We start from the raw sequence: 22,122 nt of genomic DNA, 5'->3' as shown, positions 1-22,122 counted from the left end.
CCACCTCCCCATCTTATGGGGCGGAAAAGACAAGCGCGATCAGGCGGAGGGGGCACCCTCCGCCTTTTTCTTGCGCGCCGCCTCGGCGGCCCGGCGCTGGGCCGCGCGTTTCTGACGCCAGCGCCACCCCAGCCACGCCAGCGGTGCGATCACCAGCAGCAGGGGCAGGGCCCCGGCCAGCAGCATGATCAGCGCGCCCAGCGTCGACATGAACAGATAGGCCGCTTGACTCAGGGCATCGGTCACGGGGCGCAGGGCGCTGTCGGGCGCCAACTGCCCCGCCGCGCTATAGCTTACGTCCAGCCTCGAGGTCTGCACCCGCGTCCGCATGACCGCCAAGGTCGAGCGCGTCGCGTCCAGTTCGCCCTGCACCCGCGCCAGTTCACGTTCGACCTGCAGCAGTTGTTCCAGCGTGCCGCTGCGGGTGGCCAGAAGCTGCTGCAGCCGGTCGCGCAGGGTCTCCGACGCCCGCATCCGCGCCTCGGTGTCGACCAGTTGCCGTGTCAGGTCCTCGCTCTCGACGGCCTGCTGGGCCACGCGCCCGCCCGCACCTCTGGCCTCGCCGTCCAGCGCCGCCCGGAAACGGGCGACGTAGGCGGGCGTGGCCCGCATCTCCAGGCTGGCCTCGACGGAATCACGACCCACGCGGCTGGAGTTGGAGCCGATCACCTGACAGGCCGACGGCCCGGCGGCGATGCAGGCCTGTTCGTGCCGTCCCATCACGGTCGGCACGGCGTCGGCCGGAAGCTCCAGCCCGAAACGGTAGGCATAGGCGATGCTGGGCGCGACGACCGGGGTTGCGACGCTGCCTGGCGCGGACGCGGCGTTGGCGGGCGGCGCCGGTTCCATCATGGCCATGTCCACAGACTCTTCGAGGTGCTGACGCGATGCGTCCTGGCATCCCGCGAGCAGGGCGCTCGCCGCCGCCGCCCAGATCAGTTCCTTGCGCATACGACCTCTCCCCGTTGATGACGTAACGGTGATTGACAGCTCGTATAACGGCGAAGTTTGGGCTGCGGCGAGGCTTTGGCGCGGCAGGACGCCGCATGCGCTCTTGACCAGCAGGCGCGCGGTAGCGTTCAAGCAGATTTTAAAGGCGGCCGCTGGCCGTCGGCCGGTCGCGGAGCCGCCTTTTCCATGTTCAGCCTTCTGAACCTGCAGAGCCTGTTTGGCTTGGTCGTCATTATCGCCGTCTGCTGGGCGATGTCCGAGAACCGCAAGCTCTTCCCCTGGCGTCTGGCCATCGGGGCGGTGCTGGTGCAGGCGGCCCTGATCCTGGCGACCTTCGCCATTCCCGGCTCGCAGGTGGTGCTGGACGGCATCAACAATGCGGTGAAGGGGCTGGAACTGGCCACCGAGGAGGGGACCAAGTTCGTCTTCGGCTATCTGGCGGGCGGGGATCAGCCCTATGCCGTGGCCAACGAGGGAGCCCTCTTCACCTTCGCCTTCAAGGTGCTGCCGCTGATCCTGGTGATCTCGGCCCTGTCGGCTCTGCTGTGGCACTGGAAGATCCTGAAGTGGATCACCCTGGGCTTCGGCTTCCTGTTCCAGCGGACCATGGGGCTGGGCGGCGCTTCGGCGCTGGCGGTGGCGGCCAACGTCTTCCTCGGCATGATCGAGAGCCCCATCGTCATCCGCGCCTATCTGGACAAGCTGACCCGGTCGGAACTGTATCTGATGATGGTGGTCGGTCTGGCCACCGTCGCCGGTTCGACCATGGTGGCCTACGCCACCATCCTGGCGCCGGTCCTGACCAATGCGGCGGGCCACGTCCTGGTCGCCTCCATCGTCTCGGCCCCGGCGGGCGTCCTGCTGGCCCGTGTCATCATCCCCGAGAAGCCGGGCGAGGGCGGGGCGGTCGCCGACTACAACTCGGCGCTGAAATACGACAGCGCTATCGACGCCATCGTCAAGGGCACGTCGGACGGCCTGATGGTGGTGCTGAACATCTCGGCCGTGCTGATCGTCTTCGTGGCCCTGGTGGCCCTGGCCAACGTCATGCTGGGCGCCTTCTGGATCGGTGGCGAGGCCTTGAGCGTCGAGCGCATCCTGGGCGTGCTCTTCTCGCCTGTTGCCTGGCTGATCGGGGTGGAATGGGCCGATGCGCAGAAGGCCGGCTGGCTGCTGGGCGTCAAGCTGACCCTGACCGAGTTCGTCGCCTTCATCAAACTGGGCGGGGTGCCCGACGGCGAGATGAGCGAGCGCACCCGGATGCTGATGACCTACGCCCTGTGCGGCTTCGCCAACATCGGCTCGGTGGGCATCACCGTCACCGGCCTGTCGGTGCTGATGCCCGAGCGCCGCGAAGAGGTTCTGGGTCTGGTGTGGAAGGCCCTGTTTGCGGGCTTCCTGGCCACCCTGATGACGGCCTGCATCGTCGGGGCCATGCCGGCCTCGGTGTTCGGCCAGTAGCGCGTCCACTACAGACTGAGGGGGATATTCCGATGAAGCTCTACACCTCCTATCGCGCGCCCAATCCGCGCCGGGTCCGCTGGGTCATGGCCGAGAAGGGCGTCGAGAACGTCGACTTCGTCGAGATCGACCTGCTGTCGGGCCAGCACCGCACGGCGGACTACCGGGCCAGGGTGGGCGTGCCGCACGTCCCGGCGCTGGAGCTGGACGACGGGACCTGCATCTCTGAATCCATCGCCATCTGCCGCTACCTGGAGGCGCTGTATCCCGAGCCGAACCTGTTCGGTCATGACGCCAAGGAGCAGGCGCTGATCGAGATGTGGACCCGCCGCTGCGAGATTTATCTGGCCAATCCGATGATGCTGAACGTGCGCTTCAGCCACCCGGTCCTGGCCGCGCTGGAAGCCCCTCAGCCGCAGGTGGCGGAATACAGCCGCGTCGGCGCCGAGAAGTTCATGAAGATGCTGGACCGCCATCTGGCCGAGCACGCGTTCATCGCCGCCGACCGCTTCACCATCGCCGACATCGTCGCGGCGGTCGGTCTCGACTTCGCCCGTCTGGTCAAATACCGCCCGCCAGAAGAGTTCACCCATCTGGCCCGCTGGCTCGAGGCCTGCCGCGCCCGTCCGGCGGCGAAAGCCGGGGTCTAGCCTCCGTGCGGACCCTGGCCCCGTCCGAGCGGGGCATGGCGGTGCTGCTGGCGGCCCTGGCCGGCTATGTCGACAGCGTCGGCTTTCTGCAACTGGGCGGCCTGTTCGTCTCCTTCATGAGCGGCAACTCGACCCGGATGGCGGTCGGGGTGTCGATGGGCGACTGGCGCACCGTGGGCGTGGCCGCGGCCATCCTGATCCTGTTCGTCCTGGGCGCGGCTCTGGGGGCGCTGGTCGCGGGCGGCGAGGGGATGCGGTCGCGCAGCCGCGTTCTGGCGCTGGAGGCGGTGCTGCTGACGGGGGCGGCGCTGGCCGCCCTGGCGGGGCAGGCACCCCTGACCGTGGCCCTGATGGTGCTGGCCATGGCGGTCGAGAACGCCGTCTTCCTGCGTGACGGCGAGGTCGGGGTCGGCCTGACCTATATGACCGGGGCCCTGGTCAAGCTGGGCCAGGCCCTGGCCGGCGCCGTGCGCGGCGGACGCCGCACGGCCTTCGCCCCCTATCTGCTGTTGTGGGCCGGCCTGTTCGGCGGGGCGGTGGTCGGCGCCTTCAGCTATGGCGCGCTGGGGCTGAACGCCCTGTGGCCGGCGGCGGCGCTGGCGGCCGCCCTGGCCGTCTTCGCTCGCGTCAGTCCCGAGGCGTGAACTTCCGGATCACGCCCGAGAAGGTCATCAGCAGCCGGTCGCCGGTATTGATCTGACCGCGCACGAAGATCAGGCTCTTGCCTGCCTTGGTCACCTGTCCGGTCGCCTCGATCAGTTCGCCCACATAGGCGCCGTCGATGAAGGTGGAATCCAGCTGCACCGTCACGCCCGAGGCCCCCTCCATCTCCTGATAGGCGATCTGGAACATGGCGATGTCGGCGAAGGTCATCAGGCAGCCGCCGTGCATCCGGCCGCCGAAATTCATGTGCTTCTGCTCGGCCCGGAAGGCGCAGCGCATCGACCCGTCGGGGTCGGGCTTGCGGTAGAAGGGGCCGACGGTGGAGTCGAAGGTGGTGTTGGAGATTTCATAGGTCGTCCAGCCGGCGAACTCGCCTTCGGTGACTGTGATTTTCTCAACCATGTCGGTTTCGCCTTCTTTCCGGTCCTGCAGTGCAGCATATAGGCGCAATGAGCGATCCTATCGAAGCGGCCATTTTCGAAAAACTGGCCAAGGCTGACCCCAAGAATGTCGGCGGCAAGAGCATAGAACCCTCGGACGTGGCCAAAGAGCTGCAGCCCGAGCAGTGGCAGCGCATGCTGCCCAAGGTCCGCGCCACGGCCCTGGGCCTGATGCGTCAGGGCAAACTGACCATCACCAAGAAGGGCAAGGCGGTCGATCCGAACGCCTTCAAGGGCGTGATCCGTCTGCGCCTGCCGACCGAGGCCGAGACGGCTGCGGCCCTGGCGGCCCTGCCGCCGGTCGAAGCTTCGGATGACGATTTCGACTGAACCGGATACCGGCCTGGACGCAGTCCTGGCCGACATCCGCGCCTGCCGGGCGTGCCTGGGGCAGTTGCCCCACACGCCGCGCCCGGTGGTCATGGTCGCGCCCGAAACCCGCCTGCTGATTTGCGGGCAGGCGCCGGGGCGGCGGGTGCATGAGAGCGGTCTGCCCTTCACCGACCCCTCAGGCGACCGTCTGCGCGACTGGCTGGGCGTGGACGAGGCGACCTTCTACGGCGACCCGCGCCTCGGCGTCGCTGCCCAGGCCTTCTGTTTTCCCGGCACCGATCCGAAAGGCGGGGACTATCCGCCGCCGCGCCGCTGCGCCGAGCTGTGGCGGCCACGCCTTCTGGCCGAACTGCCCAAGGTCGAGCTGACCCTGCTGGTCGGCGGCTACGCCCAGGAATGGGCGCTGGGCGATCGGGCCAAGTCCAAGATGACCGAGACGGTCCGCGCCTGGCGCGACTACGCCCCCGCCATCCTGCCCCTGCCGCACCCGTCCTGGCGCAATACGGCCTGGCTGAAGAAAAATCCGTGGTTCGAAGCCGAGGTTCTGCCCTACCTTCGCCAGAGAACGGCGGAGATCTTGGCGTGACCCTTTGGCGTAGCGGACTGACAGCAGGCCTTCTGGCCCTTTCCCTCGCCCTGTCCGCCTGCGCCACGCCGCATCTTCAAGGACCGCAGGCCCCTCCCAGTGGCTTCACCGGCCCGCGTATCGAGGCCGGCGCGCTGGATCGCGGCGCCTTCGTGGTGCAGGACGGCGCACGGCTGCCCTATCTGCGCTGGAGCCCCGAAAACGGCGAGCAGCCCTGGGCCGTCATCGTCGCCCTGCATGGGTTCAACGACCACTACGCCTCCTTCCGCCTGGCCGGACCGTGGTGGGCCACGCGCGGGATCGAGACCTGGGCCTATGACCAGCGCGGCTTCGGTCTGTCGCCCCATCGCGGCGAGTTCGCGCCCGAAAGCCTGACCAGCGCCGACCTGCGCACCATTGTCGCCCTCGTCCGGGCCGAGCGTCCCAATGCGATGATTGTGGTGGCGGGCGAAAGCATGGGCGGCTCATCGACCATCGCCGCCTTCGGAGGCGAGGCGCCGCCCGACGCGGATCGCGTGGTCCTGCTGGCCCCAGGAGTCTGGGGCTGGTCCAGCCAGAGCCCGTTCAATCGCGCAGGCCTCTGGGCCGCCGCCCGCCTGATGGGCAACAAGACGGTGGAGCCGCCCGCCTTCGCCGTTCGCAACATTCGCGCCTCGGACAATACGCTGGAACTGATCCGCAACGGCCGCGATCCGCTCAGCATCCTCTCCACCCGGTTCGATTCCATGCATGGCCTCGTCGATCTGATGGAGGCGGCGTCCCTGCGTCTCGGCGCGGTCGAGAAGCCGACCCTGCTGCTCTACGGCGCCCACGATCAGATCGTGCGCAAGGGGCCGATGCGGCTGGCGCTGGAGCGCGCGGGTGAGCGACCCAACCTGCGCACAGCCTATTACCCGGACGGCTGGCACATCCTGAACCGCGACCTGCAGGGCGAGGTCATCTATCGCGACGTCGAGGCCTGGCTGCGCGACGCCACCGCGCCCCTGCCGTCGGGGGCTGTTCCGGTGCTGCCCGCGCTCAGGGCCGATCCGAAAGCCCGCTGAACTTTCCTGACGCGAAACCGTCATGCTTGCCGTTTAGGCGGGCGCGGCGTATCTCCTCGCGCAATAAAAAATACCCCAGGAAAGGCCTGTCATGGGCAAGACGCTGTTTGATTCCCCTTCTTTCGCGAACCATGAAGGCGTCCACGCCTTCCATGACGAGAAAACCGGCCTGAAGGCCATCGTCGCCGTTCACTCCACCGCACGCGGCCCCGCCGTCGGCGGCACCCGCATGTGGAACTACGCCACCGCTGCCGAGGCGCTGGAAGACGTGCTGCGTCTGTCCAAGGGCATGAGCTACAAGAACGCGGTCGCCGACCTGGAAATGGGCGGCGGCAAGTCGGTCATCATCGGCGACAGCCGCACCCAGAAGTCGCCGGAGCTGTTCCGCGCCTTCGGTCGCTTCCTGAACTGCCTGGGCGGCAACTACTACGCCGCCGAAGACGTCGGCACCTCGGTCGAGGACATCGCCGAAGCCCGCAAGGTCACCGAATACGTCCTGGGCCTGAAGGACGGTCCGGAAGCCTCGGGCGACCCGAGCCCCGTCACCGCCGAGGGCGTGTTCCGCTCGAACCTGGTCGTGGCCCGTCGCCTGTTCAACCAGAACGACATGACCGGCCTGACCGTCGCCATCCAGGGCGTGGGCCACGTCGGCGCCTATCTGGCCGAGAAGCTGCACAAGGCCGGCGCCAAGCTGATCATCACCGACGTCAACCAGGCCAACCTGGACGCCGTCGCCGCCAAGACCGGCGCCGAGATCGTCGCCCCCGACGCCATCTATGACGTCGCCGCCGACATCTACGCTCCCTGCGCCCTGGGCGCGACGCTGAACCTGCAGACCCTGGACCGCCTCAAGGTCAAGGCCGTCTGCGGCGCCGCCAACAACCAGTTGGCCACCGCCGACATCGGCGACGAGTTGTTCCGTCGCGGCGTGCTGTATGCGCCCGACTACGTCGTCAACGGCGGCGGCATTATCAACGTCGCCTCGGAAATGAACGCTCGCCAGTCGGGCGGCGCCTATGACGCCTCGTGGGTCGAAGGCAAGCTGTCGCGCCTGATGGAGACCTTCGAGGAAATCCTCGAGCGCTCGGTGGTCGAAAACAAGCCGACCCACCTGATCGCCGACGCCATCGCCGAAGCCCGCATCAAGGCGGCGGCGGACCAGAAGGCCGAGCTGCTGAAGGCGGCTTAAGTTTTCATCGGTTGAAACTCAGGGAAGGCGGCGCGTCGAAAGGCGCGCCGCCTTCTGCTTGTCCGGGGAGGGGCGGCGGGATTCCCTCAATCTTTAACGCATCTTAACGCGGCGTTTACCATCCAGGCGGCAGTTTCTGCCTAGCGGGGCCAGTTCGTCCCGCCAGTGGATGGGCGGGGACGCGTGGGCGGCTTCACGGCGGCGTTGCAGAAGTTCGGTATCGGCCGTTTGGCCGCGGTGCTCGGCGTCGCCGCCGGCGTGGCCGCGGTGCTGGTCGCCGTCATGCTGCGTGTGGGCCAGGCGCCCGACGCGCTGCTCTATTCCAACCTCGACCTGCGCGAAGCCTCCGAGATCAGCGCCGCCCTGGATCAAGCGGGCATCAAGTACAGCTCCAAGGGCGACGGCTCGACCATCTTCGTCAGCCGCGACGAGGTCGGCACGGCGCGCCTGATGCTGGCGGGCAAGGGGCTCGTGACCTCGGGCAGCGTCGGCTACGAAATCTTCGACAACCAGTCGGTGCTGGGCCAGACCGAGTTCCAGCAGAACCTGAACGAGCAGCGCGCCCTGCAGGGCGAACTGTCGCGCACCATCATGTCGATGCGCGGCATCACCTCGGCCCGTGTCCACATCACCATGCCGCGCCGCGAGATGTTCCAGGCCGCCGCCACCGACCCGACCGCCGCCGTGGTCGTGGGCGTCGGCGGTCGCGACCTCAGCGCCGATCAGGTGCGCGCCATCCGCAACGTGGTCGCCTCCTCGGTGCCGAACCTGAAGCCGGACAAGGTGACGGTGACCGACCAGTCCAACCGCACCCTGGCGGCGGGCTCGGAAGACACCGGCTTCACCTCGGCCAACGCCGAGGCCGCCAAGGCCACGACCGAGTCCCAGCTGCAGACCCGCATCAAGGACATCGTCGAGGGTGTCGTCGGCGCCGGCGCGGCCCGCGTCCAGGTCACGGCCGATATCGACCACAGCCGCTCGACCACCCAGGAACAGAAGTTCGATCCCGACGGCCAGGTCGTGCGCTCGACCTCGACCAATGGCTCGCAGTCGCAGGACACGACGGGCCAGGCCGACGGCGGCGTCACCGCCACCAACAACATCCCCGGCGGCCAGGCCCCGAACACCACGCCGATCGGCTCGACCAATTCGGAAAACACCGAGACGACCAACTACGAGATCTCCAACACCACCACGACGACGGTCAAGGAGCCGGGCGAGGTCAAGAAGCTGTCGGTCTCGGTCGCCGTGGACGGCAAGTACACCCCCGCCGCCGACGGCAAGGGCCAGCCGACCTACGCTCCGCGCACCGCCGAGGAAGTGCAGCAGATCAAGACCCTGGTCGCCGCCGCCGTCGGCATCGACGAGACGCGCGGCGACAAGATCGAGGTGGTCAACGTCCGCTTCAACCGCGAGCCCTCGGCGGCGCCGGGTGCGGACGAAGGCTCGTCGATGTTCAACTTCGACAAGAACGACATCATGCGCGGCGTCGAACTGCTGGTCCTGCTGATCACCGGCCTGCTGCTGATCTTCTTCGTCGTGCGGCCGCTGCTCAAGACGGCCTCGGGCGGCGCCGGCGCGCCGGCCCTGGTCGGCTCCAACGGCATCCCGGTGACGCCGCTGGACGCCCAGATCGTCGGCGGAACCCTGCCGGGTCAGCCGCAGATGCTGGCCGGTCCCTCGGACATGGATCAGCGTCTCGACATCGCCCGCATCGAGGGCCAGGTGAAGGCCTCCTCGATCAAGAAGGTCGCCGACTTCGTCGATTCCCACCCCGAGGAATCCACCGCCATCCTCCGCTCCTGGGTGCATGAAAGCTAATGACCCGTCTCGTGAGCAAGAAGGGGCCGGTCGACGACATCCGCAAGCTGACGGGGCCTGAGAAGGCGGCCGTCGTCCTGCTGTCGCTGGGCGAAGAGCACACCATCCTGTGGCAGCAACTCGACGAGGAAGAGATCAAGGAGGTCTCCCAGGCCATGGCCAGCCTCGGCACCGTGGCGGCCTCCGTGGTCGAGGAAGTCCTGGTCGAGTTCGTCTCGGGCATCGGCGGCGCCGGCGCCCTGATGGGCAGCTACGAGCAGACCCAGCGGCTTCTGGCCTCCTTCATGCCGGGCGACCGCGTCGACGCCCTGATGGAGGAAATCCGCGGTCCCGCCGGGCGCACCATGTGGGACAAGCTCGGCAATGTGAACGAAGCCGTCCTCGCCAACTATCTGAAGAACGAGTACCCGCAGACGGTGGCCGTGGTCCTGTCCAAGGTGCGCCCTGACCACGCGTCGCGCGTGCTGACGGCCCTGCCGGAGGACTTCGCCCTGGAGTGTGTCCAGCGGATGCTGCGCATGGAGCCGGTGCAGCGCGACATCCTCGACAAGATCGAGCAGACCCTGCGCACCGAGTTCATGTCCAACCTGGCCCGCACCTCCAAGCGCGACAGCCATGAACTGATGGCCGACATCTTCAACAGCTTCGACCGCCAGACCGAGGCCCGCTTTATCGGCGCCCTGGAGGAACGCAGCCGCGACTCCGCCGAGCGCATCCGCTCGCTGATGTTCGTCTTCGAGGACCTGTCCAAGCTGGACCCCGGCGGCGTGCAGACCCTGCTGCGCGCGGTCGAGAAGGACCAACTCGGTCTGGCGCTGAAGGGCGCCTCGGATTCCCTGCGCGAAATGTTCTTCTCCAACATGTCCGAGCGCGCCTCGAAGATCATGCGCGAGGACATGGAGTCGATGGGGCCGGTGCGCCTCAAGGACGTCGACGCCGCCCAGATGACCATGGTCCAGGTGGCCAAGGACCTGGCCGCGCGCGGCGACATCATGCTGGCCGGCCAGGGCAGCGACGATGAGTTGATCTACTGACATGACCGCCATGCCCTCCACCGCCCGTCCCTTCATCTTCGACACCGAGTTCGACGCGGCCGGCGACGTCGTCCGCCCCTCGGCCTGGCAGCCGGTGAAGCGGTCCTTCGCCCCGGCCGAGGTCGACGCCCTGGTCGCCCAGGCCCGTCTGGAAGCGCGCCAGCAGGCCCTGGCCGAGGTCGAGGCCCTGCGCGCCGACGCCCTGTCGACCCTGGCCCAGCACGCGGCCCATGCGGCGGGCGCCCTCAGCACCATCGCCGAAGCCCACCGCCGCCAGTCGGCCGAGCTGTCGCTCGCCGCCGCCCGCGTCCTGGCCTCCGCCGCCTTCGACCGCTTCCCGCGCCGCCCGCTGGAAGCCGCCATCGAGCAGTTGGGTCAGGAAATCGACGCCTCGCCGCGCCTGCTGGTCCGGGCCTCGGGTCTGGACGAGACGACACGCGCCCATATCGAGGCCCTGTGCGCCGACGCGGGCTTCACCGGTCTGATCGCCTTCCGCGAGGACGTCGGCGCGCCGGTCGCCGCCTTCGCCCTGGAATGGGCCGACGGCCGGGCCGAGTTCGATCCCGAGGGCGTCGCCGCCCGCGTCTCCGCCGCGCTGGAGGCCGCGCTTGCGGCCGAGGCCGGACATGCTGAATCCCTCGACAGGAGCGCCTTCTGATGGCCACCGACGATCTCTCGCTGGAAGAGTTCGGCGACTCCACCGCCCTGACCCTCGCCGACGAGGGCGGCGACAAGTCCGCCGCCGACCTGGCCACCGTCTTCGACGTCCCGGTCAATATCTCGGCCGTCCTGGGCAAGGCTCACATGTCGGTCGCCCAACTGCTGAAGCTGAATCGCGGCAGTGTACTGGAGCTGGACCGCAAGGTCGGCGAGGCCATCGACATCTTCGTCAACAACCGCCTGGTGGCGCGCGGCGAGGTCGTCGTCGTCGAGGACCGTCTGGGCGTGACCATGACGGAAATCATCAAGACCGAGGACAAGGGCGCCTGAGCGGCCGCCCTGTTTTCGGAATAGAGTTCTAAGGGAGAAGACCCATGCGGCTTCTGGTGGTTGGCAGGCTCAGCGGACAGCTGGCGACGGCGGTGAAGATGGCCATGGCGCACGGCGCCAAGGTCCAGCACGTTGAACGCGCCGATCAGGCGACCGAGCAACTGCGTCGCGGGCAGGGGGCCGACCTGATGATGGTCGACTACCGCATCGACATCGCCGCCCTGATCGCCGCCAACGACGCCGAGCGCATCCATGTCCCGGTCGTGGCCTGCGGCGTGGACGCCGACGCGCGTGAAGCCGCCGACGCCATCCGCGCCGGGGCCAAGGAGTTCATCCCCCTGCCGCCCGAGGCGGACCTGATCGCCGCCGTCCTCTCGGCCGTGGCCGACGACGAGCGCCCGATGATCTCGGCCGACCCGGCGATGAAGGCCGTCATCGGCCTGGCCGATCAGGTGGCGCGCTCCGAAGCCTCGATCCTGATCACCGGCGAAAGCGGCGTCGGCAAGGAGGTGATGGCTCGTCACCTGCACACCGGGTCCAAGCGCGCCGACAAGCCCTTCATCAGCGTCAACTGCGCCGCCATCCCCGACAACCTGCTGGAATCCGAGCTGTTCGGCCACGAGAAGGGCGCCTTCACCGGCGCCGTGGCCCGCCGCATCGGCAAGTTCGAAGAGGCCGACGGCGGCACCCTGCTGCTGGACGAAATCAGCGAGATGGACGCCCGCCTGCAGGCCAAGCTGCTGCGCGCCATTCAGGAGCGGGTCATCGACCGCGTCGGCGGCTCCAAGCCCGTGCCGGTCAACATCCGCATCATCGCCACCTCGAACCGCGACCTGGCAAAGGCCGTGGCCGAGGGGACCTTCCGCGAAGACCTGCTGTACCGCCTGAACGTGGTGAACCTGCGCCTGCCGTCCTTGCGCGAACGCCCGGGCGACATCGCCGTCCTGTGCGACCACTTCATCCGCAAATACGCCGCCGCCAACGGCGTGCCGCCGCGCCCGATTTCGATCGACGCCCGCCGCGCCCTCGTCGGCCACCGCTGGCCCGGCAACGTGCGCGAGCTGGAAAACGCCATGCACCGCGCCGTCCTGCTGGCGACAGGGCCTGAAATCGACGTCGACGCCATCCGTCTGCCGGACGGCCGTCCCCTGCTGGAAGGCGGCTCGGCCGCGCCGTCGCCGGCCGCCTCGACCTACGACGCCGGCGTCGCCGGTCACGCGGCCCAGATGGCCGACGCCATGACCCGTAGCTTCGTCGGTCAGACCGTGGCCGAGATGGAAAAGACCCTGATCCTCGACACCCTGAACCACTGCCTGGGCAACCGCACCCATGCGGCGACCATCCTGGGCATCTCGATCCGCACCCTGCGCAACAAGCTGAACGAGTACGCCGACGAGGGCACGCCCATCCCGGCGCCCCAGTCGGGCGTCGCCGCCGCCTACGGCGCGGCGGGCTAGGCTCATGCGCGCCGACCGCCGGACGGTTCTGCTGGGTGCGGGCGCGCTGATGCTCGCCGCCTGCTCGCGTGAGGTGAAGTCCGCCGAGACCGATCTGGACGCCGATATCGAGGCCGATGTCGGGACGCTGGATCTGGACCTGTCGGATCTGGAAGCCCGCCACGGCGGGCGACTGGGCCTGGCCGTCGCCTCGGGAGCGACCAACGCCGCCTGGCGCGGCGACGAGCGCTTCGTCTATTGCTCGACCTTCAAGATGTATCTGGCCGCCGCCACCCTGCTGCGGGTGCAGGCAGGGCAGGAGCAACTGGATCGCGCCATCCCGATCACCGCCGCCGACATGATCAACCACGCCCCGACCACGGAAAAGGCGGTGGGTTCGACCCTGACGGTCGAGCAGTTGATGCAGGCCACGGTCGAGCTGAGCGACAATCCCGCCGCCAACATCCTGATCCGCGAGATGGGCGGGCTGGAGTCCTTGCGCGCCTTCTATCGCGGCATCGGCGACGACAGCACCCGCGTCGACCGTCTCGAGCCCGAGATGAACCGTTTCGACGGCGACAAGGACACCATCACCCCGATCCAGTCAGTGGAGAACATCAGCCGTCTGCTGGTCTCGCCCGACACCCCACTGAATGCGGCCTCCAAGATCCTGCTGATGCGCTGGATGACCGACACCCCGACGGGGCAGGGCCGCATCAAGGCCGGTGTGCCTGCAGGCTGGACCGTGGCGCACAAGACCGGCTCGGGCGGCTATGGCCCGACCAACGACATCGGCCTGATCCAGCGTCCGGACGGCGCCCCCATCGTCATCGCCGTCTATTTCCACGCCACGCGGGATTCGACCGACGCCCAGCGCGAAGCGGTCATCGCCGACGCCACCCGTCTGGCGCTCAAGGCGCTGGGGCATGGCTGAGACCACGCGAATCCTGTCATCAGGCGGGATGATCTTCGCCATTCGCCATGGTTGATGCGCCGATCCTGATGAAGGACGGCTACGCGCGCCCCACCGGGCGCGACGCGCTTGGCTGGCTGCTGCGCGGCGACGTGGGGCTGGCGGTCGGCGTGATCGCGGTCATCATGCTGCTGATCCTGCCGATCCCGAAGATGCTTCTGGATCTGCTGCTGGCCATCTCGCTGGTCTCCAGCGTGTTGATCCTGATGACGGCCGTGATGATGAAGCGGCCGCTGGACTTCGCCATCTTTCCGACGGTCCTGCTGGTCTCGACCCTGTACCGTCTGGGCCTCAACCTGGCCTCGACGCGCCTGATCCTGACTCACGGCCAGGAAGGCCACGACAGCGCGGGTCAGGTCATCAACGCCTTCGGCGAGCTGATGATGGGCGGCAACTTCATCATCGGGGTGATCATCTTCGCCATCATCCTGGTGGTGAACTTCGTCGTCATCACCAAGGGCTCGACCCGTATCGCCGAGGTCTCGGCCCGCTTCACCCTGGACTCCATGCCGGGCAAGCAGATGGCCATCGACGCCGACCTGTCGTCGGGCCTGATCACCGAGGACCAGGCCAAGCTGCGCCGCAAGGAGCTGGAACAGGAATCCACCTTCTTCGGGGCCATGGACGGCGCCTCCAAATTCGTGCGCGGCGACGCCGTGGCCGGTCTGATCATCACCTTCATCAACGCCATCGGCGGCCTGCTGATCGGGGTGCTGCAACACGGCATGCCGGTGGGCGAGGCGGCCAACACCTATGTCCAGCTAACGGTCGGCGACGGTCTGGTGACCCAAATTCCGGCCATCATCGTCTCGGTCGCCGCCGGCTTCCTGGTGTCGAAGGCGGGCGTCGAGGGCTCGGCGGACAAGGCCCTGGTCAGCCAGTTGGCCAGCAACCCGGTGTCGTTGGGCGTCGTCTCCGGCGCAGCGGGCCTGATCGGCCTGATCCCCGGCATGCCCCTGATCCCCTTCGCCGCCTTGGCCCTGGGCTCGGGCTTCATGGCCTGGAAGCTGGGACGTGACCGCCTGAAGCCGGCGCCGGTCGAGGCCGTGGACCTGGGCAAGCCCAAGGAAGACGTCGAGGAGCCGATCTCGACCGCCCTGACCATCGACGAGGTCAAGATCGAGCTGGGCTACGCCCTGCTGTCCCTGATCAACGACCTGGAAGGCCGCCGCCTGACCGATCAGATCCGCGCCCTGCGCCGCTCGCTGGCCCAGGAGTACGGCTTCGTCATGCCCAGCGTCCGCATCCTCGACAATATGCGCCTGCCCAATCAGGGCTACGCCATCCGCATCAAGGAGATGGAGGCCGGGGCCGGCGAGGTGCGTCTGTCATCCCTGATGGCCATGGACCCCGCGGGCCGTCAGGTCGAGCTGCCCGGCGAGCACACGCGCGAACCTGCGTTTGGCCTGCCCGCCACCTGGATTGACGAATCCTTGCGCGAAGAGGCCACGTTCCGCGGCTACACCCTGGTGGACCCCTCGACGGTGCTGACCACGCACCTGACCGAGATCCTCAAGGAGAACATGGCCGAACTGCTCTCCTACGCCGAGGTGCAGAAGCTGCTGAGCGAACTGAAGGGCGAAGAGACCAAGCTGATCGAGGAACTGATCCCCACGGTCGTCACCGTCACCACCCTGCAGCGCGTGCTGCAGAGCCTGCTGCGCGAGAAGGTCTCGATCCGCGATCTGCCCGCCATCCTCGAAGGCCTGGCCGAGGCAGCGCCGCACACCACCAGCGTCACTACCCTGGTCGAGCACGTTCGCACTCGTCTGGCGCGCCAACTGTGCTGGGCCAATCGCGGCGACGACGGCGCCTTGCCGATCATCACCCTGTCGCCCGACTGGGAGCAGGCCTTCGCCGAGAGCCTGATCGGCCCGGGCGAGGACAAGCAACTGGCCATGGCACCCAGCCGCCTGCAGGACTTCATCCGCAACGTCCGCGACGTCTTCGAGCGCGCCGCCATGGCGGGCGAGAACCCGGTCCTGCTGACCGGACCCCAGGTCCGTCCCTATGTCCGTTCGATCATCGAGCGCTTCCGCGGTCAGACCGTGGTGATGAGCCAGAACGAGGTCCACCCCAAGGCCCGCCTGCGGACCGTCGGCACCGTCTGACCGGGATCGAGGTTAACGACTGGACTCAAGGGGTTCGGTCGCGGATGCTCGAAATATGAATCGCATCCGGCCGGCCCTTCGGACCTTTGGCGCCTTCCTGCGCACGCCGACGCTCAGTCGTTCGATCATCGCCCTTCTGGCCTTGGCCATCCTGCTGCTGCTGGCGGTGAACACGGCCACCTTCGTCATGATCCAGCGGACGTCGACCTATAACGACACCGTCGACCACAGCCAGCAGGTGCGCCTGGCGTCCAAGGACGTGCTCAGCCTTCTGGCCGACGCCGAGACGGGGCAGCGCGGCTTCATGCTGACGGCGCGGGCTGAATACCTGGGCGTCCATAACCGCGCCGTGGCCGAGCTTCCGACCGTGCTGGCGCGGCTGGAGGACCTGATTGGCGACGACAAGGAGTTGAAGCCCCGCATCGCGCGGGTCGAGACCCTCTATCACCAACGTATGGCCCTGATGGACAAGACCATCGCCCTGACCCGCACGGGCCGGATCGGCGAGGCCGTGTCCCTGATCCGCAGCGGCCAGGGCAAGGCCCTGATGGATCAGATGCGGATTGAGTTGACCGCCATCGACGCCGTCGAGGCCCAGCGTCTGGTCGAGCGCACCCGCCAGTCCGAGCGCGCTTCGGCCGTGACCGTCTCGGTCAACGCCCTGGCGGGGGTGCTGATCCTGATCCTGGCCGGCATCAGCGTCTGGCTGGTGCGCCGTTATGTCGAGGAGATCGAGGCCGCGCATCTGGAGCTGGACCGCGTCAACGCCGGACTGGAGAATCAGGTCCGCGACCGCACCGCCGACCTGACCCGCGCCAATGAGGAAATCCAGCGCTTCGCCTATATCGTCAGCCACGACCTGCGCGCGCCCCTGGTCAACGTCATGGGCTACACCTCCGAACTGGAGCAGGTCGGCAAGGTCTTCGACCACCAGCTGACCACCCTGGCCCAGCGCCACCCCGAGGACATCGAGCCTGAAGCCCTGCGCGCCGTGCGCGAGGACGTGCCCGAGGCGGTCGGCTTCATCCGCGCCTCGACAGCGAAGATGGACGGGCTGATCAACGCCATTCTCAAGCTGTCGCGCGAGGGGCGGCGGACCCTGGTGCCCGAGGTCCTGCCGATGACGACCGTGGTCCAGTCCATCGCCGACAGCCTGCATCATCAGGTTGCAGAGAGCGGCGGCGAGATCATCGTGCGCGACCTGCCGAGGCTGGAAAGCGACCGCCTGTCGATCGAGCAGATCTTCGGCAACCTGCTGGACAATGCGGTCAAGTATCAGCAGCCCGGCCGTCCCGTCCGCATCGTGGTCGACGGGGAACTGACCGGCGACGGACGCGTCCACTACCGCATCACCGACAACGGGCGCGGCGTCTCGTCGCGCGACCATGAACGCATCTTCGAATTGTTCCGCCGGGCCGGAAAGCAGGATCAGCCGGGGGAGGGCCTGGGTCTGGCCTTCGTGCGCAACAATGTGCGCCGTCTGGGCGGAGTGATGGAGCTGGAATCCGAGCTGGGACAAGGCTCGACATTCCATCTGAAATTCCCCACACGATTGATCGTGTCGGGGGACGCAGGAGATAATCTATGAGCCACTCCGTGAAGATCGTCATGGTCGAAGACGACCACGGCCACGCCAAGCTCATCGAAAAGAACATTCGCCGCGCCAACATCGCCAACGACATTGTTCATTTCGATCATGGCGACGCGGCCCTGAACTATCTGTTCAGCGACGAGGTTCTGGCCCACGGCCCACTGCTGATCCTGCTGGACCTTAACCTGCCGGACATGTCGGGCACCGATATTCTGGAGAAGGTGAAGTCGGACGAGCGCCTGCGCCGCGCCCCCGTCGTCATCCTGACCACGACCGACGACAAGATCGAAATCCAGCGCTGCTACGACCTGGGCTGCAACGTCTACATCACCAAGCCGGTCGACTACGAAGCCTTCGCCGGCGCCATCCAGCAACTGGGCCTCTTCCTCTCCGTCATGCAGGCACCCGAGATTTGAGCCCCCCCATCCGCCTGCTCTACATCGACGACGACCGCGGCCTGTCGCGCCTGGTCCAGAAAGAGCTGGGCCGCCACGGCTATGAGGTGACCTGCGCCCCCGACGCCGACGCGGGCTACGCCGCCCTGCAGGCGGGCGAGTTCGACGTCTGCGCCCTGGACCACTACATGCCCGGTCGCGAGGGGCTGGACGTCCTGCCCGACATCCTGGCCCTGCCGAGCCCGCCGCCGGTGGTCTATGTCACCGGGGCCCAGGACGGACGCATCGCCGTGGCCGCCCTGCGCGCCGGCGCCGCCGACTATGTCATCAAGGACGTGTCCGAGGACTTCACCGCCCTGCTGCGCTCGGCCATCGAGGACGCCCTGCTGCGCCGTCGTCTGGAGCGCGAGAACGAGCTGGCCCAGGAAGAGGTCCGTCTGGCGCGCGACCGCGCCGAGGCCATGCTGCGCGAGGTCAATCACCGCGTCGGCAACTCCCTGCAACTGGTGTCCAGCTTCATCTCCCTGCAACTGCGCCAACTGGCCGACGAGGGCGCGCGCTCGGCCCTGCGCGAGGCCCAGGTGCGGATCGAGGCCGTGGCCCACGTCCACCGCCGCCTCTACACCTCGTCCGACCTCGCCACCGTGGCTATGGATGAATACCTGATCGGCCTGGTCGATGAACTGGGCAAGTCGGTCGGGCCGGGCGACGGTTCGCCCCGTCTGACCCTGCGCGCCGAGCCCATGCGGGTCACCACGGATCAGGCGGTATCGCTGGGCGTCATCGTCACCGAACTGGTCACCAACGCCGTCAAATACGCCTATGAGCCGGGCGAGGGCGGCGAGATCCGCGTCGTCCTGGAAGCCGCGACCGAGGGCCGGGCCATCCTGACCGTCGAGGACGACGGCCCTGGCCTCGGCGACGGCGCGCCCAAGGGCACCGGCCTGGGCGCCAAGATCGTGTCCGCCATGGCCGGGGGCCTGCGTTCGGCGGTCGAGTTCGACGTCGATCACCCCGGCGTGCGGGCGCAACTGGTCTTCGATCTTTAGGCCTTTCGCTTCGGCTTCGGCGCGCGTTAGTCTGCCTCAATGAAACTTCAGTTTGGAACGGCCCGACCCGGCCTCGACTACATCCACCGCGCCGCGACCTTCGGTCTGGTCGAACAGGACGGCAAGCTGGCCTGCGTGCGCGTTGACCGGGGGGAGGGCAGCTATTTCGATCTGCCCGGCGGCGCCGTCGACGGCGAGGAAAGCGAACAACAGGCCCTGGTCCGCGAGTTCGCCGAGGAGACCGGCCTGATCGTCGAGCCGGAAGATCGCCTGACCGAAGCCGCCCAGTATTTCCGCCGCACTGACGGCTCGCCGGTCAACAACGCCGGCGGCTTCTGGACCGTACGCGTCACTGGTTTCGACGCCTCGACCCAGTGCGAGGCCGACCACGAACTGGTCTGGCTGGATCCGCTGGACGCCGTCTCCCGCCTGCGCCACGAAGCCCACGCCTGGGCCGTGGCCAAGTGGCTGCGTTCGAAAATCCAGGGAACCTGACCGACCGCGAATGGTTGTTTCTGTCCAAGCGCCGCCAGTCCGACGGCGTCAGTACAGAGGGTTCTCATGCCTGATCATGACCGTGTCGAAGGCGCCGCCAAGAACATCGGCGGCAAGATCAAGGAAGCCGCCGGCAAGCTGACCGGCGACGAAAAGCTGAAAGCCGAAGGCCGCGCCGATCAGGTCGCCGGCAAGGTCCAGAACGCCGTCGGCGGCCTCAAGGACACCCTGCGCGGCGATCGCCACTAAGACCCCCGTTTGCGCCGATCAGGCCGTCGCCCTCACAGGGCGGCGGCCTTTTCACGTCCGTTTTAGCCTGGCCGTGTCAGTCACTGACTGTGAAGGGGGCGATAGCGAATGTCCGCAATGGCTAAGATTGTTGGCGTTATATTTAAGCGCTACCGTGGGGCCTTGAGGCTGGGAGTTAACGGTGGCTGGCGGGACCGCAGATAAATTGAGTAGCGCCGAAAGGCGTATGCGTCGCGAACTCGCGAAGTCGTTCGATGCGGCATGGAAGCCGAGAGCCAAAGCAGCAGGCTGGGGTTACATCAGGCCTACATCGTTCAAGCAAATTGGCGAATGGTTTGTCTATGTTGATCCTCAAATATCGACCGAACGAAATCGCTCTGAAATCACAGCAACATTTAAGCCATTCTATATTGATGACCTTATCAGTCGAATTATGGGCTTTAATGGGTTGGATGAAGCGCCATTGTCGCTGCGCGCTCGGGGCCCTCACTGCTTAGTCATTCCCATGTATACCTCTTCTATTGAGCGTGACGGTAATCTTGGAGAAATGATTGAAGCAGCAGAGATTTTTTTGACATCGCTGCGCACTCGTGTTGAGGCGCTAACATTAGACGATTTCATCGCCTTCACGGCTCCGGCCGCTGGGCAGGTATCGGCCAACCAAGTAGCCGCACTAATTATGGCGGGGCGTGATGAGGAGGCAGATGCGCTCTGCAAGCTCGCGATTGCCATCAAAACTTGGGGCGGCCCCGCCCGCGTCGCTTCGGACGGAAGAATGGTGAGCTTCTTCGAGCTCGCGGCGCGGTGGATTGAGTGCAAAAAGGTCTAGCGCCGCAACGGGGCCGACGGTAGCCCTACCTCGTCAGCGCCCGCATGGCCTTGTCCAGCCCGTCCAGCGTCAGGGGGAACATCCTCTGATCCATGACCTCGCGGATCAGGCCGACCGACTGGGTGTAGCTCCAGTAGCGCTCGGTGACGGGGTTCAGCCAGACAGACTTGTCCCACTGCTGACGCGCGCGTTTCAGCCAGACGGCCCCGGCCTCCTCGTTCCAGTGCTCGACCGAGCCGCCCGGCATGGTGATCTCATACGGGCTCATGGTGGCGTCGCCGACGAAGATGGCCCGCCAGTCGCCGGGGTATTTGTTCAGCACGTCCCAGGTCGGGATCTTCTCGTTGTGCCGCCGCCGGTTGTCCTTCCACACTCCTTCATAGAGGCAGTTGTGGAAGTAGAAGAACTCCAGGTTCTTGAACTCGGTCCTGGCCGCCGAGAACAGCTCCTCGCACAGCTTGATATGGCCATCCATCGATCCGCCGATGTCGAGGAACAGCAGGACCTTGATGGTGTTGCGCCGCTCGGGCCGCATCTGGATGTCCAGCCAGCCCTGACGCGCCGTGCCGTCGATGGTGCCGTCCAGATCCAGTTCCTCGGCCGCGCCTTCGCGGGCGAAGCGGCGCAGGCGGCGCAGGGCGACCTTGATGTTGCGGGTGCCCAGCTCGACCGTGTCGTCCAGGTTCCTGTACTCGCGCTTTTCCCAGACCTTGACCGCGCGGCCCTGTTTGCCCGGCCCGCCGATGCGGACGCCCTCGGGATTATGGCCGCCGTGGCCGAAGGGGCTGGTGCCGCCGGTGCCGATCCAGCGGTTGCCGCCCTCGTGCCGGCCCTTCTGTTCTTCCAGACGCTGCTTCAGCGTCTCCATCAGCTTGTCGAAGCCGCCGAGAGCCTCGATCTGAGCCTTCTCCTCGTCGGTCAGGAACTTCTCGGTCAGCAGCCGCAGCCAGTCCTCGGGAATGTCGGTGGTCAGGTCCTCGCCCGCCCCGACCGTCTCCAGCCCCTTGAACACCTTGCCGAACACCTGATCGAACCGGTCATAGTGCTTCTCGTCCTTGACCAGCACCGCCCGCGACAGGTGATAAAAGGCCTCGACGTCCCGCCCGGCCACGTCCTTGTCCATGGCCTCCATCAGATGGAGCCATTCCTTCAGCGAAACCGGAACACGGGCTTCGCGCAGGGCGGTGAAGAAGGGCAGGAGCATGGGAGCAGACTGGGCCGCGATCAGCCGCGCCGCAAGATGAACTCGTGGTCGTTCCAGGCGCCGACCGGGTAGTCGTACTCGCCGGCCTTCTCGAAGCCGTAGGCGGCATACAGCTTCTGCGCCTTTTCGTTGCCGCTCCAGACGCCGATCCATAGGGGGCCGTCGGTGTGGGTCTCCATCCATTCCAGCGCCAGTTTGAGCAGCTTGGTGCCCAGGCCCAGACCCTGCGCGTCGCGGCCGATGTAGAGGCGGCGCAGTTCGGCATGGCTGGGGCGGGCGTCGGGATGGGGCAGGGTGTTGGGCCCTGTGTTGGCGAAGCCCAGGATCTCGCCGTCGCGATCAGCCACCCACCAGGCGGCGCCGGGCTCGGCCAGCTTGGTCTGGAGGGTCTCGACGCTGAAGCTCTTGTCGAGGAAGCCGGCCAGGTCGGCGGCGGGGTAGGGGATGCCGAAGCCCTCGACGAAGGTGTCCACAAACGTCTGTCGCCCCAGCACGGCCAGGGCGGCGGCGTCTTCAGGGCGGGCGGGGCGGATCAGGGCTTCGGTCATGGCCTCGGCCATAGCGCCCGGAGCCGCGCCGGTCGAGGCCGCAGAGCCCGCTCGCGAGGGTGTCATCGCTTGGTGGTTGCA

General features: G+C 67.2%; 24 protein-coding genes. 20 read left to right on the top strand and 4 right to left on the bottom strand.

Annotated elements, in window-relative coordinates:
- Positions 1 to 39: 39 nt before the first annotated feature.
- The gene (locus tag ACIQTU_RS12010) at positions 40 to 951 is read right to left on the bottom strand and encodes a DUF4349 domain-containing protein (protein WP_400547234.1); all 912 of its coding nucleotides are present in this window, start codon (positions 949 to 951) and stop codon (positions 40 to 42) included.
- A 186-nt stretch (positions 952 to 1,137) separates the two neighbouring features.
- Here ACIQTU_RS12010 and ACIQTU_RS12005 point away from each other — a divergent pair, with 186 nt between their 5' ends.
- The 3 genes from ACIQTU_RS12005 to ACIQTU_RS11995 are packed head-to-tail and all read left to right on the top strand — an operon-like array spanning position 1,138 to position 3,706.
- Positions 1,138 to 2,412, top strand: coding sequence for a NupC/NupG family nucleoside CNT transporter (locus tag ACIQTU_RS12005; RefSeq protein ID WP_400547231.1), 1,275 nt, complete (start codon positions 1,138 to 1,140; stop codon positions 2,410 to 2,412).
- 32 nt (positions 2,413 to 2,444) lie between these two features.
- Complete coding sequence (locus tag ACIQTU_RS12000) at positions 2,445 to 3,062, top strand: glutathione S-transferase family protein (RefSeq protein WP_400547228.1); 618 nt, start codon at positions 2,445 to 2,447, stop codon at positions 3,060 to 3,062.
- A gap of 5 nt (positions 3,063 to 3,067) precedes the next feature.
- Positions 3,068 to 3,706, top strand: a complete 639-nt coding sequence (locus tag ACIQTU_RS11995; protein ID WP_400547225.1) for a YoaK family protein — start codon at positions 3,068 to 3,070, stop codon at positions 3,704 to 3,706.
- On the opposite strand, the gene ACIQTU_RS11990 is transcribed toward ACIQTU_RS11995, so the two are convergent.
- Positions 3,690 to 4,127 (bottom strand): PaaI family thioesterase, encoded by a 438-nt coding sequence (locus ACIQTU_RS11990; protein ID WP_300195825.1) that lies wholly within the window; start codon positions 4,125 to 4,127, stop codon positions 3,690 to 3,692. The two genes, ACIQTU_RS11995 and ACIQTU_RS11990, sit on opposite strands and share 17 nt — an antisense overlap.
- 47 nt (positions 4,128 to 4,174) lie before the next feature.
- Between ACIQTU_RS11990 and ACIQTU_RS11985 the strand changes: the two genes are divergently transcribed.
- From ACIQTU_RS11985 to ACIQTU_RS11905, 17 genes are all read left to right on the top strand, one after another.
- On the top strand, positions 4,175 to 4,495 hold the full coding sequence (locus ACIQTU_RS11985; protein WP_292083903.1) for a DUF3253 domain-containing protein: 321 nt from the start codon (positions 4,175 to 4,177) through the stop codon (positions 4,493 to 4,495).
- Positions 4,479 to 5,084, top strand: coding sequence for a uracil-DNA glycosylase family protein (locus ACIQTU_RS11980; protein ID WP_400547220.1), 606 nt, complete (start codon positions 4,479 to 4,481; stop codon positions 5,082 to 5,084). The genes ACIQTU_RS11985 and ACIQTU_RS11980 overlap by 17 nt, the downstream gene beginning before the upstream one ends.
- Positions 5,081 to 6,127 carry an alpha/beta fold hydrolase gene (locus tag ACIQTU_RS11975; RefSeq protein WP_400547217.1) on the top strand — a complete coding sequence of 349 codons (1,047 nt, stop codon included), beginning with the start codon at positions 5,081 to 5,083 and terminating at the stop codon, positions 6,125 to 6,127. Before ACIQTU_RS11980 ends, ACIQTU_RS11975 begins: the two co-directional genes overlap by 4 nt.
- A 91-nt stretch (positions 6,128 to 6,218) precedes the next feature.
- On the top strand, positions 6,219 to 7,316 hold the full coding sequence (locus tag ACIQTU_RS11970) for a Glu/Leu/Phe/Val dehydrogenase (protein WP_400547214.1): 1,098 nt from the start codon (positions 6,219 to 6,221) through the stop codon (positions 7,314 to 7,316).
- Between the two features lie 183 nt (positions 7,317 to 7,499).
- Entirely contained in the window at positions 7,500 to 9,137 is a 1,638-nt protein-coding gene (gene fliF / locus ACIQTU_RS11965; protein ID WP_400547211.1) for a flagellar basal-body MS-ring/collar protein FliF, read from the top strand.
- Positions 9,137 to 10,171 (top strand): flagellar motor switch protein FliG, encoded by a 1,035-nt coding sequence (fliG, locus tag ACIQTU_RS11960; protein ID WP_400547209.1) that lies wholly within the window; start codon positions 9,137 to 9,139, stop codon positions 10,169 to 10,171. Before fliF ends, fliG begins: the two co-directional genes overlap by 1 nt.
- A 1-nt stretch (position 10,172) precedes the next feature.
- Positions 10,173 to 10,829, top strand: coding sequence for a flagellar assembly protein FlbE (locus ACIQTU_RS11955; RefSeq protein WP_400547206.1), 657 nt, complete (start codon positions 10,173 to 10,175; stop codon positions 10,827 to 10,829).
- Complete coding sequence (gene fliN / locus ACIQTU_RS11950; RefSeq protein ID WP_400547203.1) at positions 10,829 to 11,161, top strand: flagellar motor switch protein FliN; 333 nt, start codon at positions 10,829 to 10,831, stop codon at positions 11,159 to 11,161. Before ACIQTU_RS11955 ends, fliN begins: the two co-directional genes overlap by 1 nt.
- 44 nt (positions 11,162 to 11,205) lie before the next feature.
- Positions 11,206 to 12,618 carry a sigma-54 interaction domain-containing protein gene (locus ACIQTU_RS11945; RefSeq protein WP_400547201.1) on the top strand — a complete coding sequence of 471 codons (1,413 nt, stop codon included), beginning with the start codon at positions 11,206 to 11,208 and terminating at the stop codon, positions 12,616 to 12,618.
- A 4-nt stretch (positions 12,619 to 12,622) separates the two neighbouring features.
- The gene (gene bla, locus ACIQTU_RS11940) at positions 12,623 to 13,531 is read left to right on the top strand and encodes a class A beta-lactamase (protein WP_400547198.1); all 909 of its coding nucleotides are present in this window, start codon (positions 12,623 to 12,625) and stop codon (positions 13,529 to 13,531) included.
- A 68-nt stretch (positions 13,532 to 13,599) separates the two neighbouring features.
- On the top strand, positions 13,600 to 15,681 hold the full coding sequence (gene flhA / locus ACIQTU_RS11935) for a flagellar biosynthesis protein FlhA (protein ID WP_400548958.1): 2,082 nt from the start codon (positions 13,600 to 13,602) through the stop codon (positions 15,679 to 15,681).
- 55 nt (positions 15,682 to 15,736) lie between these two features.
- A complete protein-coding gene (locus ACIQTU_RS11930; protein ID WP_400547195.1) occupies positions 15,737 to 17,269 on the top strand; it encodes a CHASE3 domain-containing protein in 1,533 nt (510 codons plus the stop codon).
- Positions 17,266 to 17,688: a response regulator gene (locus ACIQTU_RS11925; protein WP_400547192.1), complete on the top strand. Its 423-nt coding sequence runs from the start codon at positions 17,266 to 17,268 to the stop codon at positions 17,686 to 17,688. Before ACIQTU_RS11930 ends, ACIQTU_RS11925 begins: the two co-directional genes overlap by 4 nt.
- The gene (locus ACIQTU_RS11920; RefSeq protein WP_400547189.1) at positions 17,685 to 18,716 is read left to right on the top strand and encodes a sensor histidine kinase; all 1,032 of its coding nucleotides are present in this window, start codon (positions 17,685 to 17,687) and stop codon (positions 18,714 to 18,716) included. Before ACIQTU_RS11925 ends, ACIQTU_RS11920 begins: the two co-directional genes overlap by 4 nt.
- Positions 18,717 to 18,755: 39 nt before the next feature.
- Entirely contained in the window at positions 18,756 to 19,211 is a 456-nt protein-coding gene (locus ACIQTU_RS11915) for an NUDIX domain-containing protein (protein WP_400547186.1), read from the top strand.
- 66 nt (positions 19,212 to 19,277) lie between these two features.
- Positions 19,278 to 19,460, top strand: coding sequence for a CsbD family protein (locus ACIQTU_RS11910; RefSeq protein WP_400547183.1), 183 nt, complete (start codon positions 19,278 to 19,280; stop codon positions 19,458 to 19,460).
- Between the two features lie 181 nt (positions 19,461 to 19,641).
- Complete coding sequence (locus tag ACIQTU_RS11905; RefSeq protein ID WP_400547180.1) at positions 19,642 to 20,289, top strand: hypothetical protein; 648 nt, start codon at positions 19,642 to 19,644, stop codon at positions 20,287 to 20,289.
- A 25-nt stretch (positions 20,290 to 20,314) separates the two neighbouring features.
- Here ACIQTU_RS11905 and ACIQTU_RS11900 read toward each other — a convergent pair whose 3' ends face one another.
- Positions 20,315 to 21,493 (bottom strand): VWA domain-containing protein, encoded by a 1,179-nt coding sequence (locus tag ACIQTU_RS11900; RefSeq protein ID WP_400547177.1) that lies wholly within the window; start codon positions 21,491 to 21,493, stop codon positions 20,315 to 20,317.
- Positions 21,494 to 21,513: 20 nt separating this feature from the next.
- Positions 21,514 to 22,107: a GNAT family N-acetyltransferase gene (locus tag ACIQTU_RS11895; RefSeq protein ID WP_400547174.1), complete on the bottom strand. Its 594-nt coding sequence runs from the start codon at positions 22,105 to 22,107 to the stop codon at positions 21,514 to 21,516.
- Positions 22,108 to 22,122: the final 15 nt, after the last annotated feature.

Source organism: Brevundimonas sp. NPDC090276, assembly GCF_044772165.1.
Classification (GTDB): domain Bacteria; phylum Pseudomonadota; class Alphaproteobacteria; order Caulobacterales; family Caulobacteraceae; genus Brevundimonas.
The sequence above is the reverse complement of the archived record's forward strand: the minus strand, read 5'-3'. Positions and strand labels throughout refer to the sequence as shown.

Bases quoted from the DNA above. Each gene is read 5' to 3' on its own strand.
- ACIQTU_RS12010 (WP_400547234.1), bottom strand. From the start codon at position 951: ATGCGCAAGGAACTGATCTGGGCGGCGGCGGCGAGCGCCCTGCTCGCG.
- ACIQTU_RS12005 (WP_400547231.1), top strand. From the start codon at position 1,138: ATGTTCAGCCTTCTGAACCTGCAGAGCCTGTTTGGCTTGGTCGTCATT.
- ACIQTU_RS12000 (WP_400547228.1), top strand. From the start codon at position 2,445: ATGAAGCTCTACACCTCCTATCGCGCGCCCAATCCGCGCCGGGTCCGC.
- ACIQTU_RS11990 (WP_300195825.1), bottom strand. From the start codon at position 4,127: ATGGTTGAGAAAATCACAGTCACCGAAGGCGAGTTCGCCGGCTGGACG.
- ACIQTU_RS11985 (WP_292083903.1), top strand. From the start codon at position 4,175: ATGAGCGATCCTATCGAAGCGGCCATTTTCGAAAAACTGGCCAAGGCT.
- ACIQTU_RS11980 (WP_400547220.1), top strand. From the start codon at position 4,479: ATGACGATTTCGACTGAACCGGATACCGGCCTGGACGCAGTCCTGGCC.
- ACIQTU_RS11970 (WP_400547214.1), top strand. From the start codon at position 6,219: ATGGGCAAGACGCTGTTTGATTCCCCTTCTTTCGCGAACCATGAAGGC.
- fliG (WP_400547209.1), top strand. From the start codon at position 9,137: ATGACCCGTCTCGTGAGCAAGAAGGGGCCGGTCGACGACATCCGCAAG.
- ACIQTU_RS11955 (WP_400547206.1), top strand. From the start codon at position 10,173: ATGACCGCCATGCCCTCCACCGCCCGTCCCTTCATCTTCGACACCGAG.
- fliN (WP_400547203.1), top strand. From the start codon at position 10,829: ATGGCCACCGACGATCTCTCGCTGGAAGAGTTCGGCGACTCCACCGCC.
- ACIQTU_RS11945 (WP_400547201.1), top strand. From the start codon at position 11,206: ATGCGGCTTCTGGTGGTTGGCAGGCTCAGCGGACAGCTGGCGACGGCG.
- bla (WP_400547198.1), top strand. From the start codon at position 12,623: ATGCGCGCCGACCGCCGGACGGTTCTGCTGGGTGCGGGCGCGCTGATG.
- flhA (WP_400548958.1), top strand. From the start codon at position 13,600: ATGAAGGACGGCTACGCGCGCCCCACCGGGCGCGACGCGCTTGGCTGG.
- ACIQTU_RS11930 (WP_400547195.1), top strand. From the start codon at position 15,737: ATGAATCGCATCCGGCCGGCCCTTCGGACCTTTGGCGCCTTCCTGCGC.
- ACIQTU_RS11925 (WP_400547192.1), top strand. From the start codon at position 17,266: ATGAGCCACTCCGTGAAGATCGTCATGGTCGAAGACGACCACGGCCAC.
- ACIQTU_RS11915 (WP_400547186.1), top strand. From the start codon at position 18,756: ATGAAACTTCAGTTTGGAACGGCCCGACCCGGCCTCGACTACATCCAC.
- ACIQTU_RS11910 (WP_400547183.1), top strand. From the start codon at position 19,278: ATGCCTGATCATGACCGTGTCGAAGGCGCCGCCAAGAACATCGGCGGC.
- ACIQTU_RS11900 (WP_400547177.1), bottom strand. From the start codon at position 21,493: ATGCTCCTGCCCTTCTTCACCGCCCTGCGCGAAGCCCGTGTTCCGGTT.
- ACIQTU_RS11895 (WP_400547174.1), bottom strand. From the start codon at position 22,107: ATGACACCCTCGCGAGCGGGCTCTGCGGCCTCGACCGGCGCGGCTCCG.